Source organism: Pseudomonas fluorescens (assembly GCF_000730425.1).
Classification (GTDB): Bacteria; Pseudomonadota; Gammaproteobacteria; order Pseudomonadales; family Pseudomonadaceae; genus Aquipseudomonas; species Aquipseudomonas fluorescens_X.
The window spans coordinates 4,719,232-4,733,268 of the sequence record NZ_CP008896.1 but is presented as its reverse complement, the minus strand read 5'-3'; the positions used below and the strand labels follow the sequence as shown (position 1 = coordinate 4,733,268).

Genomic DNA, 14,037 nt, shown 5'->3' with positions numbered 1-14,037 from the left:
TCGCCTCACTACTAATGACTGGGTAACACCTTTCGTTTTGACTCGTAGCTGATGCGATTCATCAGGCAGTAGTCGACAGTGTATCCGTCTATCCGGGTAACGATTTCCCCAGTCAGATCGAGCAGCGCAGATGCCCCTGCGTTAAATCCAATTCCGCCGCTGGCATATTTTCCGCTCCGAATCTGGAATCCTTTGGCGTCAGTGATGGATACGCCGGCTATCTCGTGCCATAGGAGAAATACACCCTCCCCGTACAGGCCGTCTTCTCGCACTGAAAAAAGAACCTGCCGGAGTTGGCTCCCATGGGCAACGCCTATGAAATCGCCGTTTGGTAGCACCGGCGGGAATAACCTACCGTCATCTCTTTTTCTAAACTCCAAATGTCACCGCCTGTTCATTGCCGTGTTTCGCCGGCTCTTTATGTTCGATATCACGCTGGTGACAACCAATGCTGACTTGATCGACAAGCTTACGCAGCAAGCGATGCCGGTAATGCACATGCCAGGAAAAATCATCCCGTGGATCGCTGATGTCCATGCTCCGAGGTATGGCAGGTTCGCGAAGATCATTCGCTTGGCCCTCCCCTTACGCTCGCATATTTGCCAGCCAAGGCTTTCATCGCCGCCCGCAGTTTCGCGCAGTCGGTTTTCGCATCGCTGAGTACATACCTCGATCCGTAGCAGGTCAGCCAGGCGGTTGCTAACCCGGCACTCAATGCGCCGATTGATCCAAGCAGTAGTTCCAGTTGTTCGCTCCCGTGCATGAGATTTACTCCCTCTCAATCCTGGCTGCTTACTCCAGCCCGCAAATTTGCGTTGTGCCAATGCTCCCACCATCGCAATCAATCCCAAGGATTTAGTGCGCTCCGAATCCGCTAGCTGCCCTCTCCCGTCCGCAGGCGTTTTCTCACTTCCGATACACCGCCTTCCCCCGCTTCGCGACACAGGTTTAAAGTTTTGAGCCCCACTCCCCATCTTTTATTTATGGAAGTCTGAGGTGTAACTTCCCATAGAGAGCAGCCTTTCACGCGGTCAATCCGCGTTTTTGGCTTTAAGCCCGCTCCATGCGGCTTTCAGGCATATCGAGCGTGAAGGGGTGTCGTCATGGAGTGTCGTCATGGGAAATTGGCGTTGTGAAGAGGTGTCGTGAAGAGGTGTCGTGGCTGAAAGCCGCATGGCACGCGGCTTGTGGGTTTTGCCACGTCCTGGTTCGGTAGCCCGTATACGTGAAGAGGTGTCGTCATGGGAAATCGGCGTTGTGAAGGGGTGTCGTGAAGAGATGTCGCAGCCTGACTACCGTAATACAGCACTACTTAGCGCCGGTCCTCCGCGAGAATGGCCACCCTTTGCTCAACTGACGCTACCCTCGTCGCTGCTGCGATCAGCGATCTGCGGATCTTCTGGAGCATTGAACCGGCTACCCGTATCTCCCGAAGCTGTAGCTCATAACCACGCACGATAGGGTTCAAGCTGCCTTTCACAAAGTTGAAGCCATTCAGCGGGTAATTGCTACCCCGTCCCTTATCTAGGGTAGTGATCTTCTGACTGCCGTTCTTCCCGTCGCCCTTGATTAGCTCAATTTTCACCCAGTTAAACGAGTAAGCATTGGGGCTCGACTGCTTGACATTGATGCCAATGGGGATATGCCCAGGCTTGCCCGCATGAAGATCCAATGCTGTCTTGAAAAAGGCTTCCCGCAAATCCTCCGCACGCTCAACGAGAACTGCATACATCCGATCAATTTCAGCTACTGCTGGGTGCTTGGGTGCTTGGGTGCTTCAGAGGGTGAGTTCATGTGTTGCTCCTTTGTGGATGGGAGCATTTTGCGGGTCGACAGAGAAGGCGCGGATCGTTTTCAGACGCTAAAACGTCCTGAAAACGAAGCCCAAAGCTTTCAGGAAGGCTGATTATTACGGTGTGTCGTCATCTGGTGACCGGGTGATGCAGATATAGCGCTTGGGATTCTTTGGATATGGGGTTTCATGTGCTGCGGGGTCATGCGCGTCGTCATCTGACGCACTTCTTTTGTCATTTTTTTGCTGGGAGCGGCATACGAATGGGTAACGCCTTAGGTCTGGATATTGGTTACAGCAACGTCATTTGCGTTTTTGGCAGTGGCGATGGGCAACCGGAGTCGATTATTCGTCCCTCGCAGGCCGCTCCCTTGAGCGTTCTGCCTGGGGATTCTGGGTTACGCCCCGGTGAAGTAATCGTTGAAGTTGATGGCGCGCCCTGGGTGGCATTTGCCGCGCCCGGCCGAGTTCAGGATGGACGAGAGCTGCACGAGGACTACACTTCCTCGCACGCCTATGAGGCCCTATTTAAGGGGGCTCTGCTTCATGCGGCCGGTGATAAAGACGTGATTGACTGCTTAGTAACTGGCCTTCCTGTCTCGCAGGCTCGCGATAAGCCCTATGTAGAAGCCCTGATGAAGCGTATGACCGGGACGCATCGGATTACGCCCAAGCGAGAGGTTACGGTTAAGCAAGTAGAGGTTGTTGCTCAGCCTATCGGGACTCTGACGGAGATTTACTGCAACTCAGATGCTTCGGAAGTTATTGAGGAGTCAGTTTCAATCATTATTGATCCGGGGTTTTTCAGTGTTGATTGGGTGGTATTTGACCATCGCGAGCTAGTAGTAAACTCCAGCAGCAGCAGCCTCAAAGCTATGTCTGTTGTACTTGAAGCATGCAACGAAGAAATTGCGAAGGATCATGGCGGTATTCCTGGTGTAGAAAAGATCGAACATGCGCTTCAGTCGGGTAAGTCTTACATTTTGATTTATGGCCGCAAAGTTGAACTATCTGAATATCTCGAGCGTGCTGCCGAACGTGTTATCCCATCCGTCTTCACTGAGATCAAACAAGGACTTCGATTCCTGAAGGGGCGCGCTATCGACTGTGTGATTCTCGGCGGTGGGGGAGCCTCATTGTATGAGCCATATGCTAGAAAAGAATTCCCCGATGCGTTGGTAGTTAAGCCCGTTAATAGTGTAAAAAGCAATGCCGAAGGTTTCTGGCATATAGCACGCTCTTAATTAAACGGCTGCGCAGGGAAGCGCTGAGGAGGGAATGTGGATAAAACGATGAGACTACAATGTCGAGTCACGCCAGCGACACAAGAATTGCACGCGCATCTTGAAACTATTGACCCCGATTATCGGGGCAAAAGGCTTGTTGCAATGGCAGCACTGTATCTAAGTATGATTAGCGCGACCGAAGATACTAAAAGCAAGCAGGCTGATACTCAGCAGAATAATAATGTCTCTGAGGGCAGAAAAGAACCAATTAGTAATGAGCCAACGTCTCGCCCAGTTGCTAACTGGATAAGGGGGGCTAATGTTTAATATCCGCGCCAGCTCCTTTATTGCTGTCTATGCATGCATTGCTATATTTAATTCAGCAAGCGCTAATGGGTTTTCATTAAAAGGGACAATGTGGGAGCGAGCCTCAAAGGCCTCCGCATGCAAGCCGGACCCACTGCTTCTATATTCACTGGCCCTGAATGAATCTAAAACTTCCGCCGGAAAAGGGATGGTTGCACCACACCCATTTGCGCTTCGGAACGCGCCTAGTGGTGCCCTGTACCCTAATACCTATATGGATGCCAAGGTTGTACTCGGCAAGTATATTGCCGAAGACATTCTGACCGATATAGGGATTATGCAAATAAATTACCGTTGGAATGGTAATCGAGTAGCGCGCCCAGAGCTTCTTCTTGACCCTGAAGTAAACATCCGAATTGGTGCCCAGATACTTTGCGAGTCGATTGCGCAATACCCTGTCGATATGCAACTTGCTATTGGCGGGTACCATACTCGAAACCCTAGGCGGGAACTTGACGCACGCCAGTATGCGAGTAATGTGCTCAGCATTTGGCGTTCACTACAGCGTTTGAAGTAAGGGCAAAGACATGCGGGTTAAGATCAATGCATCGATGATACAAATGGGTCTGCGCTGGCTAACGTCTGGCTTGCGAGATTTCAATGTAATTCTCGCCGAGCAACGATTGACTCAAAGCGATATGGTTTGGCTTTCTTCTTTGAGCGCAAACCAGCGTCAGTTAAGGAAACTCTGAAAAAGACTTCCAAATCTGGTGAGATACGGCTGTCCCACGAACTGAACGGTTGAGCCCCGATGAAGCAAATGTCTTTCGCTGATGCCGAGTACGCAGGCAAACGTAAGCAGACCCGCCGTGAGCGTTTCCTGATTGAGATGGATCAGGTCGTGCCCTGGAAAGGCCTGATTGCGTTGATCGAGCCGCATTATCCGAAGGGTGAAGGCGGTCGTCCGGCGTATCCGTTGATGGCCATGCTGCGGGTTCATCTGATGCAAAACTGGTTCGGCTACAGCGATCCGGCGATGGAAGAGTCCCTCTACGAAACCACGATTCTGCGCCAGTTTGCCGGGCTGCATTTGGATCGGATTCCGGATGAAACCACGATCCTCAACTTCCGCCGGCTGTTGGAAAAACATGAGCTGGCCGGTGGGATTTTGCAGGTCATCAACGGCTATTTGGGCGACCGAGGTTTGCTGCTGCGTCAGGGAACTGTGGTCGATGCGACGATCATTCATGCGCCCAGTTCGACCAAGAACAAGGACGGTAAACGCGACCCCGAAATGCACCAGACAAAGAAAGGAAATCAGTACTATTTCGGGATGAAATCGCACATCGGTGTCGATGTTGAATCCGGTCTGGTACATAGCGTGGTGGGCACGGCGGCGAATGTGGCGGACGTGACTCAGGTCGATCAGTTGCTGCATGGCGAGGAAACTTACGTCTCTGGCGATGCCGGTTACACCGGCGTGGAGAAGCGTGCGGAGCATCAACATCGCCAGATGATCTGGTCGATCGCAGCGCGCCCCAGCAGCTATAAGAAGCATGCAAAAAAGAGCCTGATCGGTCGCATGCGCCGCAAAATCGAATACGCGAAAGCTCAAGTCCGGGCCAAGGTTGAGCATCCATTCAGGGTGATCAAGCGCCAGTTTGGTTATACGAAAGTCCGCTTCCGAGGCTTGGTGAAAAACACCGCGCAGCAGACCACACTGTTTGCCTTATCGAACCTGTGGATGATGCGAAAACGACTGTTGAATGCAGGCGAGGTGCGCCTGTGATGTGGACAATGAGCCCTGAAAAGGTGCTATTCCGCAAAAAACAGTGAACTGACAGGAGGAAAGGTCTGATTTTCGATTAAGTCGGTGTTTTTTGAACCTCAGACAGCGAGGCCGTTAAAAACGGCTGCTTACTTCAGACCTTCCCTAGCTTCTACAACCACGTGGTATCTCTGAGATCTGAGTTGGGTGCTAAGCGATGGAATCGCGAGTATTCCTACATTCTTAGAATCATTAATAGAGATATTGCGCCTAAATTTGACGCAGCGAAAATTCAAGGGGCGAAAGAATTGGCAGCAAGCAAGCCACACCTCCTATGGAGATCGCCAATCAAAAACACTGACCTCATCGAAATTGAGGAAGTACAATGAATAGCGCTGACGCAGTTATCGTGCGGAACAATTTAGAAGTAAGCGAGGCACTGATAACCAATGACTTCTCCAAGGTCATCTTTTCTTACACGACCACTCCGAGTGGTAAGCTGTTGGTACTTAGTAGCTTTTTTGATGATGTTTGGATTATTCCTGATTCACAATTTACCACCAGCGTAACAAAGTCGTTCAAACGTCTAAACTTCAAAACCGTGCCATCCAAATTTGTTCATATTCTGAAATTGTGCGTTTTGAAATATTCATTATTTGGCCTCTTTGGACAACCACCTAGAGGGAGCACCATTAAGCTATTTTTCACGAACGCGTTAAGCTTTTTAAACTACATAAGCAAACACACCGACAGCCTTAACGCGATCAACCCTCTACTGTTCTCCAACTACACGCTGGACACCAAGCTTGTCAAAGGCCGTAAAGAGGCCTTGCTCACTATCGACGCTCTGCGCCTGAGATTTACTGGCGTGGAACAGCTTCACTTATTGAGTCAAGATACTGTTGATCCCATGCGACATCCTTGGCCGGATTCCTCTGCATCAACACTATCTGGAAAAAATGGAACTGAATGGTATCTCAAGGGTAAAACGCCTGTGATCCCGGATGACATCCTAGCTGTGCTTTTTCAACAGTCAGTAAGTCACATGGAGCGAGCGGAGTATCTTATCGAGCTGAGAGATGAATCCCGCCAGATCATTTCGACGCTGACCTCACGCGGAAACCAAACTTTATATACATCTCCTTTTCTGCAGAGTCAGGGCTTCGACGGTGGGTTAAGAGAAGTTCTTGGTGAACTCAGGAAAACGTATATAGCTTGCGCAGTTATAATTTTGACTACCAGCGGAGTGAGAATCCATGAGTTGCATTCTCTCAAAGAGGATTGTCGTTTTACGACGGAAGACTCTGATGGAAAAACCATCTACTGGATGCGCGGGCGCTCAGAGAAAACCGGAGAAGGTGACACGGAGTGGGTTGTTACCGAGGCTACCCACCAAGCTATTTCAGTTGCAGCCAAGATAACGGCCCCACTACGCGAGGAGCTAAAACAGAAAATAGATGAGCTATTCTCTGAGAACGCTGACTGCCACATTGCCGCACAATTATCGCGCCACAAGGATGTGATCTTCCTAGGGAAACATACCATCACGGGCGAGATAAGCACTCTCGCCAACTTAGGTAACTTATTAACCGGCTATTGCACCGACCTGGGGCTTGACTGGAACCTGACCTCGCACCAGTTCCGAAGAACTTTCGCTGTATATGTTGTTCGGAGTGCCCATGGTGATCTTCGATACTTGAAGAAACACTTCAAGCACTGGAGTCTGGACATGACCGCTCTCTACGCCGCAAATGAGCAAAAGGACTCTGACCTGCTGGACGAGCTCATGCAGGCTTACAGCGAGGCAAAAGAAAGCATCATCGATCATATGCTTGATGAGACTACTCCACTTAGTGGTGGCCTCGCAGATGGCGTAATGAAATTCCGGGCTGCCCAAATCAAGACCTATCAGGATCGTTCGGAGATGGTGAAGACAGTTGCTGATTTTGTTCACATCCGAGCAACCTCCGTTGCTTGGTGCACTAACGACCTTGGAAACTGTGTGGGAGGCTCTGGCCTAGAAGCAACCCGTTGCGGAGACTGTGTTAACTCTCTGATCGACGACACTAAGTTGCCGGTCTGGCAAGGCATCTATGAACAGCAAATTGAGCTGCTTGACCTGACTGATATAGGTGAATCAGGTCTAGAGCGTGTCCGTAGGGATGTAGCAAGGTGCGAGAAGGTGCTCAAAGACCTTGGGGCGCCAGTGGAGATGACACATGGATAAAATACTTTCCAAGGGCGAACAGACTAGAAGGTCGATTCGCCTGGCGATTACTGCAATCACGAATGGCCGACCAAAAGTTATAGCGAAAGATCGGAAGATATCCATCAAAGCTGTCGCTGAAGAGGCAGGGGTAAGCAACGCAACTATTCATAACAATTACCCGGATCTCGCAGAGCAGATTCGGTTGCTGGCGAACAACGACGTTAGACAACAGAGAGATGTGACCAGGCAGGCCCTTAGCGAGCAGCGTCAGAAGGCTTCAGAGCTTCGAGCGGAGATTAAGGAGCTACGAGCTCAGTTAGCTGAGATCGCCTCCGTAAACGCCGCCTTGATGCTTCAGAATGCGGAGCTGCATTCAAGGCTCGAAAGCAACAACGTTGTAGACATCAGAAAACGCTGAAACCCCCGATTAGTGTTACTGCCCGGAGAGCCCGAAAATACGGGGCCTGGATGCCAGTAACACTGTTACAAGGTCTACCAAATAAGTGGGAGTATTGCCACTTTCAGGAAGGCTACTGCGTGATCACCCCGGACGGCCTGGCGCCGATCCATCTGCGGGCTGGGGATATCTTTGTGGTGGAGCCCGGCATGAAGGGCACGTGGGAAGTGGTCGAGACGGTGCGTAAGTACTTTGTATTCGCCTGATTGCGAAAAAACCGGGAACCCGCCCGACGCGGGCTCCCGGAAAATCCTCTATTGAGGCTTGCGATAGCTGTTGATGATCGCCGAGAAGTCCTTGCCCCCCTCCCCGCGCTGGCTCATCGATTGGTACAACTGCTGCGCCACGGCGCCGAGAATCACCGGCTGGTGCGCCTGGCGTGCGGCCTCGGTCGCCAGGCCCAGGTCCTTGAGCATCAGGTCAGCCCCAAACCCACCGGTATAGCCGCGCGATGACGGCGCGGTTTCGATCACCCCAGGCCACGGGTTGTAGGTATCGGAACTCCAGCAACGCCCGGTCGAGCTGTTGATGATCCCCGCCAGCACCTGAGTATCGATGCCCAGTGCATCGCCCAGGGCCATGGCCTCGCTGACGCCGACCATGCTGATGCCCAGCAGCAGGTTATTGCAGATCTTGGCGATCTGCCCGGTGCCCACTTCACCGCAATGCACGATGTTGCGGCCCATGTGCGCCAGCACCGGTTGCAGGGTGGCGAACAGTTGCGCGGTGGCGCCGACCATAAAGGTCAAGGTCCCCGCCTGCGCCCCACCGGTGCCTCCGGAAACAGGCGCATCGGCCATCGCCACGCCGTGCTTGGCCGCCGCAGCCGCCACGTCACGCGCGGTCTGCGGGTCGATGGTGCTGCAATCCACTGCGGGCACGCCTTTGCCGATACCGGCGAGCACACCGTCTTCATTCAGCCAGACGCTACGCACATGGGCGGCAGCGGGCAGCATGGTCAATACCAGCTCCGCGCCCTGGGCTGCATCCCGCGGCGAGGCGCTGATGGTGCCGCCCAGCGCGGCGAGTTCGTTGAGTACGGTCTGGTTCAGGTCGAACAGGTTCAGTGCATGGCCAGCCTTGATCAGGTTGCGGGCCATGGGTGCGCCCATGTTGCCCAGGCCGATAAATGCAATCTTCATGGTCGTCTCCTTGATCAACGCAGGTTGATGGTGGTGTTGACGCCATCATTGACGCTGTCGTCGTCGAACCAGCGGCTGGTGACGGTTTTGGTCTGGGTGTAGAACTGCACCACTTGCTTGCCGTACGGGCCGAGGTCGCCGAGCTTTGAACCACGGGAACCGGTGAAGCTGAAGATCGGCACCGGCACCGGGATCGGGATGTTGATGCCCACCTGACCCACGTCGATTTCGCTCTGGAACTTGCGTGCCGCCGCACCGCTCTGGGTGAACAGGCCGGTGCCGTTGCCGAACGGGTTGGCGTTGACCAGGGCAATGGCTTGGTCGAGGGTATCGACTTCCAGCACCACCAGCACCGGGCCGAAGATTTCCTGGGTGTAGATCTGCATGTCAGTGGTCACGCCCGAGAACAGGGTCGGGCCGACAAAGTTGCCTTGCTCGAAGCCCGGCACCTGGATGTCGCGGCCGTCCAGTTCCAGCTTGGCGCCTTCTTTCACGCCGCTTTCGATCAGGTCGAGGATACGTGCCTTGGCGCGCTTGGAAATCACCGGGCCCACATCGGTGCCGGCTTCGCTGCCAGCGTTGACCTTAAGCTTCTGCGCCAGGGCCTTGAGGTCCGGCAGCCACTGCTTGGCCGCGCCCACCAGCACCACCACCGAGGTGGCCATGCAGCGCTGGCCAGCGGCACCGAAACCGGCGCCGACCAGGGCATTGAGGGTTTGTTCGCGGTTGGCGTCCGGCAGTACCACGGCATGGTTCTTCGCGCCCATCATCGACTGCACGCGCTTGCCGTGCTTGCCCGCCAGGTCGTAGACGTGAGTGCCGACAGCGGTCGAGCCGACGAAGGACACGGCCTTGATATCCTTGTGGGTGCACAGGGCGTCCACCACATCCTTGCCACCGTGGACCACGTTCAACACACCGGCCGGCACCCCGGCTTCCAGCGCCAGTTCCACCAGCATCAGGGTCGACAGCGGATCCTGCTCCGAAGGCTTGAGTACGAAGGTATTACCGCAGGCGATGGCCATGGGGAACATCCACAGCGGGATCATCGCCGGGAAGTTGAATGGGGTGATGCCGGCGCACACGCCGATGGGTTGGCGCAGGGTGTAGGTGTCGACGCCACCGGCGACGTTCTCGGCAAACTCACCCATTTGCAGGGTGCCGATGGAGCAGGCGTGCTCGACCACTTCCAGGCCACGGAAAATATCGCCTTCGGCATCGGCAATGGTCTTGCCCTGCTCGGCGCTGAGGACGGCGGCAATACGTTTGGAGTGTTCGCGGATCAGTGCTTGCAGCTTGAGCATGATGCGCATGCGCGCGCCGATCGGCGCCAGCTTCCAGGTCTGGAAGGCGCGATGGGCGGCATCGATGGCTGCGTTGACTTCATCGGCCGTGGCAAAGGGCACACGGGCCAGGACTTGTTGGGTCGCCGGGTTGACGATGTCTTGCCACTCGGTAGTCTTGGACTCGACCCATTGGCCGTTGATCAACAGTTTGGCCTGTTTCACGGTGGTATCGGCAGACGTAAGCGATGCGTTCATTGTGGTCTCCAGGTCTTGTAGTTATGCAGAGAGCCAAGGCGTGAAGCGCCTTGAGGATGAGGCGTTCGGGCGATTTTTGGAGTATAGATGTGCAAACTTCCAATAAGAACCCACATAAAAGCCGGTCCAACATGCAAAAAAACATCACTTCCTTAGGGTCGCTGAACTGGGATGACCTGAAGTTTTTCCTCGAAGTGGCGCGCACCCGCAAGGCCAGCGTCGCCGCCAAGCGTCTGGCGGTGGACTACACCACCGTGTCGCGGCGCATCAGTTCGCTGGAAGGATCTTTGGGCACCCTGCTGTTCGAAAAATCCCGGACCAGCGGCTTCGTCCTGACCAACGAGGGCCAGCGTCTGTTGGGTTACGCCGAGTCCATCGAAAGCACCCTGCACATGGCCTGCGAGCAAGTCTCCGGCTCCGGCGTGGCGCTGTCGGGGCATGTGCGCATGGGATGCACCGAAGGGTTCGGCAGTTTTTTCGTTACCCCGCAATTGAGCCACTTCGTCGACACTTACCCGGCGATCTCGGTCGACATCCTGCCCCTGCCCCACTTCATCAGCCTGTCCAAGCGCGAAGCCGATATCGTCATCGCCCTGGAGCGCCCGGAACACGGGCCCTACGTGTGCTGCAAACTGTGTGACTACAAATTGCAGTTGTACGCGACCCAGGAATACCTCGACCAGCATCCGCCCATCCGCCGCCCGGCCGACCTGGCCGACCATCCGTTTATCAGCTACGTGGATGACCTGGCGTTCAGCTCAGAGCTGTTGTACCTGGCCAATGTGGTCCCGGGCGCCAGCGCCAGCCTGCGCAGCACCAGCGTGATTGCGCAGTACGTGGCGGCGCAACAGGGGCGGTCACTGGCGATCTTGCCGTGTTTCCTGGCCGCGCAGGATTCGCGGTTGCTGCCGGTGCTGGGGGAGGAGGTCACCATTACCCGGCAGTTCTGGATGTATTGCCGGGAGGATCTGAGGAAGTTGAAGCGGATTACGTTGTTGTGGGATTACATCCGCGAGGTCACGGAGCAGAATCAGGGGCTTTTGATGGGCGAGACGCGGGAGATCGTGTTTGCCGACTGAGCCGGCTCCCACAGGTGAGTAGTGGCGGGCATGGAGTTTTGGGGCGACACCAATAACTGTAGGAGCGGGCTTGCCCGCGATAGCGGTGGGTCAGTCGATACATACCTGGCTGAACCACCGCCTTCGCGGGCAAGCCCGCTCCCACCGTTGAACGTATTTCAAATTTAGACCGGCCTGTCGGCTCAGTCGGCGATCACCACAATCGATACTCGGCGGTTCTCGGTACGGCCCGCAACGGTGCTGTTGGAGGCCACCGGTTCGCTGCTGCCCAGGCCGCGCAGTTGCACATTTTCTTCCTTCATACCCACGCTCACCAGGACCTTGCCGACGCTTTTCGCCCGGCGCAGGGACAGTTGCCGGTTGTAGGTTTCCTTGCCCGAGGCGTCGGTGTGGCCGTCTACGCGCACGTGCTCGATGCCCACGCCTGTGAGGGCCTTACCGATACGCTCGACGATTTCAGTACTGGGCTTGTTGAGTTTTTCGACGTCGCTGCCAAACAGCACTTTGCCCGACAGGCCAAACGCCCAGCCTTCGTCGGTCAGTTCGAAGCCTTGTTGCTTGAGCACCGCCACTTGCGCAGGTGTCAGGCCCTTGGGCGGGGCGGTCTGGCAGCCGCTCAGCGCCAGCAGCGCAACAAACAAGGTAATAAAGAGAACGCGTGTGTTAGCAAACAAGGGATCAACTCCTGTGTTGAACATTGGCGGCAGAGTACTCCGACTCCGCCGTGTGCTGGCCACCCTGGGAAAGGCGTTTGGCCTGGTACATCGCCGCATCGGCGGCGTTGAGCAAGGCGCCGGGAGTGACGCCATGATCGGGATAAACCGCAATGCCGATACTGAGTGAGGTCAACACTTCGGTATCGCCCGGCAGTGGGATGGGCTGGTCCATGCTGGCGATGATTTTGTCGGCGATGCGCTGGGCATCTTCGAGCTTGTGCAGGGGCGAAAGCAGGATCGCAAACTCATCGCCGCCCAGGCGCGCCACCAGGTCGCTCTCGCGCAGTTGCGCCCGCACGCGCGCGGCGACGGCGACCAGTACGGCGTCACCGGCGGCATGCCCGAAGTTGTCGTTGATATCCTTGAAGCGGTCGCTGTCGAGGAACAGTACCGCCACCCGTTCGTTGAGCTTGGCCGCACTGCGCAGCGCGCGGATCAGTCGGCCCTCGAAGAAGGCCCGGTTGGGCAGCCCGGTGAGGCTGTCATGGCTGGCCTGGTGGGCAAGGGTTTCGTTTTCGCTCTGCAGGTGGGTTTGCCAGGCTTCCAATTCGTCGAGCAAGGCATTGAAGTCATTGCCCAGGCTGTCGAGTTCGGCAATCTGCGCCGGCGGCACGCGCCGGTCGAACGCCCGCTCGCTGCGCGCGGCGTGGGCGACGTCAGCCAGGCGGTGCAATGGGCCGGTGATGCCGCGCAGCATGCGGCGCGCCAGGTAAATCGCGACCCAACCGCTTAAGGCGGTGCAGATAATGATCCCCGCCAGGCCACTGAGCAAAAAGCGCAACAGGCTACCGCCGTGGCCACTCAATTCGACAGCACCGATCTTTTTACCTTGATGCAGGATCGGCTGGCTGATGGGTTCTTCCAGCAGCGTGTGGGCCAGCTCCAGTTCCACCCTGGACAGCACCCCCGTTTCCGGGCGCACCCAGTGAGCCAGGGTGCTGCCATTGAGGTCCAGCACCCGTGCTTCGGCCACCTCTTCAGTGGAAGCAATCAACGCCAGGGCTTCGGTGGCCACGACGCGGTCGTTGAACACCACCGCAGCCTCTACGGTGTAGTTGATCGAACGGGCGATCAGGTGCAGGTTGTGGTCGGCATACACTCGCAGGGCCAGCACCCCCAGCAAGGTCAGGGAGATACTGGCCATGGCCACCGCCACCAGCGCCACACTCAAGTGCCCGCGGCCAAGGACCGAACGTAATGTGGGGCGGGTTGTGGCGTTGCGCAGCCTCATGGCTCCGGCGCTCGACGACGGGACAGCTGCAAGACGCTGGGATGAATGCGCACGCCGCTACGGGCCACAGAGTCGAGGTTGACCTCGAACGACACCTGCGCATCGCTCACCCGCAGGCAGAACAGGCTGCCCACGGTGCATTGGTCGCCGCCTTCACTGATGCTCAGCACCGGGCGGCCGATCAACGCCGTGAACAAGTGGTTGCGTTCTTCAGTGGAGAGTTTGCCGATATACAACGCGTCGCACGCATTGACGATATCAGGGTTGTCCGCCAGCAGACGCTGGACCACCACCGGTCGGCCAGTGGCCTGGGTAGTGCCCTTGACCAGGTCATCGGTGTATTGGGTCGGGCCAACGATGCATAAGCGCAGTTGGGCGGGCTCCACCGGCCAACGGGCGTAGCTGAGAATCCCCAGTACCACTTGGGTGACTGCCTGGGCTCGCTGGTCGGCCGCACTGGCGGTGGGCGCCTGGGCAAAAGCCAGAGGCGTGACGAGGCACAGAACGGCCGATAGCAGCAATCGTCTCCAGCTCCAACTACGCTCTGTGGGCGAGACAGCCACGTTCATG

General features: G+C 55.9%; 14 protein-coding genes and 1 pseudogene. 9 read left to right on the top strand and 6 right to left on the bottom strand.

Features of this window, described 5'->3' with window-relative positions; translation table 11 throughout:
• Positions 1-315: 315 nt before the first annotated feature.
• On the top strand, positions 316-660 hold the full coding sequence (locus HZ99_RS28900; RefSeq protein ID WP_154220709.1) for a hypothetical protein: 345 nt from the start codon (positions 316-318) through the stop codon (positions 658-660).
• Between the two features lie 652 nt (positions 661-1,312).
• Here HZ99_RS28900 and mobI read toward each other — a convergent pair.
• Positions 1,313-1,732, bottom strand: coding sequence for a conjugative transfer protein MobI(A/C) (gene mobI / locus HZ99_RS21060; RefSeq protein ID WP_051903203.1), 420 nt, complete (start codon positions 1,730-1,732; stop codon positions 1,313-1,315).
• Between the two features lie 323 nt (positions 1,733-2,055).
• Here mobI and HZ99_RS21055 point away from each other — a divergent pair, with 323 nt between their 5' ends.
• From HZ99_RS21055 to HZ99_RS21030, 7 genes and pseudogenes are all read left to right on the top strand, one after another.
• The gene (locus tag HZ99_RS21055) at positions 2,056-3,036 is read left to right on the top strand and encodes a ParM/StbA family protein (RefSeq protein ID WP_038445791.1); all 981 of its coding nucleotides are present in this window, start codon (positions 2,056-2,058) and stop codon (positions 3,034-3,036) included.
• A 36-nt stretch (positions 3,037-3,072) separates the two neighbouring features.
• Positions 3,073-3,345, top strand: a complete 273-nt coding sequence (locus HZ99_RS28050; protein ID WP_080727736.1) for a hypothetical protein — start codon at positions 3,073-3,075, stop codon at positions 3,343-3,345.
• On the top strand, positions 3,338-3,901 hold the full coding sequence (locus HZ99_RS28045; RefSeq protein WP_080727735.1) for a transglycosylase SLT domain-containing protein: 564 nt from the start codon (positions 3,338-3,340) through the stop codon (positions 3,899-3,901). Before HZ99_RS28050 ends, HZ99_RS28045 begins: the two co-directional genes overlap by 8 nt.
• A gap of 234 nt (positions 3,902-4,135) precedes the next feature.
• Positions 4,136-5,113 carry an IS5 family transposase gene (locus tag HZ99_RS21045; RefSeq protein WP_033902000.1) on the top strand — a complete coding sequence of 326 codons (978 nt, stop codon included), beginning with the start codon at positions 4,136-4,138 and terminating at the stop codon, positions 5,111-5,113.
• 364 nt (positions 5,114-5,477) lie between these two features.
• Entirely contained in the window at positions 5,478-7,319 is a 1,842-nt protein-coding gene (locus tag HZ99_RS21040; RefSeq protein WP_051903201.1) for a tyrosine-type recombinase/integrase, read from the top strand.
• Positions 7,312-7,719, top strand: coding sequence for a hypothetical protein (locus HZ99_RS21035; protein WP_038445787.1), 408 nt, complete (start codon positions 7,312-7,314; stop codon positions 7,717-7,719). The genes HZ99_RS21040 and HZ99_RS21035 overlap by 8 nt, the downstream gene beginning before the upstream one ends.
• Before the next feature lie 83 nt (positions 7,720-7,802).
• Positions 7,803-7,964: pseudogene (locus HZ99_RS21030) on the top strand (cupin domain-containing protein); the annotation flags it as partial.
• A gap of 48 nt (positions 7,965-8,012) precedes the next feature.
• Here HZ99_RS21030 and mmsB read toward each other — a convergent pair.
• On the bottom strand, positions 8,013-8,900 hold the full coding sequence (mmsB, locus tag HZ99_RS21025; protein ID WP_038445785.1) for a 3-hydroxyisobutyrate dehydrogenase: 888 nt from the start codon (positions 8,898-8,900) through the stop codon (positions 8,013-8,015).
• A 14-nt stretch (positions 8,901-8,914) separates the two neighbouring features.
• Entirely contained in the window at positions 8,915-10,441 is a 1,527-nt protein-coding gene (locus HZ99_RS21020) for a CoA-acylating methylmalonate-semialdehyde dehydrogenase (RefSeq protein WP_038445783.1), read from the bottom strand.
• A gap of 131 nt (positions 10,442-10,572) precedes the next feature.
• Between HZ99_RS21020 and HZ99_RS21015 the strand changes: the two genes are divergently transcribed.
• Positions 10,573-11,520 carry a LysR family transcriptional regulator gene (locus HZ99_RS21015; RefSeq protein ID WP_038445781.1) on the top strand — a complete coding sequence of 316 codons (948 nt, stop codon included), beginning with the start codon at positions 10,573-10,575 and terminating at the stop codon, positions 11,518-11,520.
• A gap of 182 nt (positions 11,521-11,702) precedes the next feature.
• Here HZ99_RS21015 and HZ99_RS21010 read toward each other — a convergent pair whose 3' ends face one another.
• From HZ99_RS21010 to HZ99_RS21000, 3 genes are read right to left on the bottom strand one after another with little or no spacing between them, the layout of a single operon-like run.
• Positions 11,703-12,218, bottom strand: a complete 516-nt coding sequence (locus HZ99_RS21010; protein WP_404942417.1) for an OmpA family protein — start codon at positions 12,216-12,218, stop codon at positions 11,703-11,705.
• A complete protein-coding gene (locus tag HZ99_RS21005) occupies positions 12,199-13,467 on the bottom strand; it encodes a diguanylate cyclase domain-containing protein (RefSeq protein ID WP_038445776.1) in 1,269 nt (422 codons plus the stop codon). Before HZ99_RS21005 ends, HZ99_RS21010 begins: the two co-directional genes overlap by 20 nt.
• On the bottom strand, positions 13,464-14,036 hold the full coding sequence (locus HZ99_RS21000; RefSeq protein ID WP_038445775.1) for a YfiR family protein: 573 nt from the start codon (positions 14,034-14,036) through the stop codon (positions 13,464-13,466). Before HZ99_RS21000 ends, HZ99_RS21005 begins: the two co-directional genes overlap by 4 nt.
• Position 14,037 lies beyond the last annotated feature (1 nt).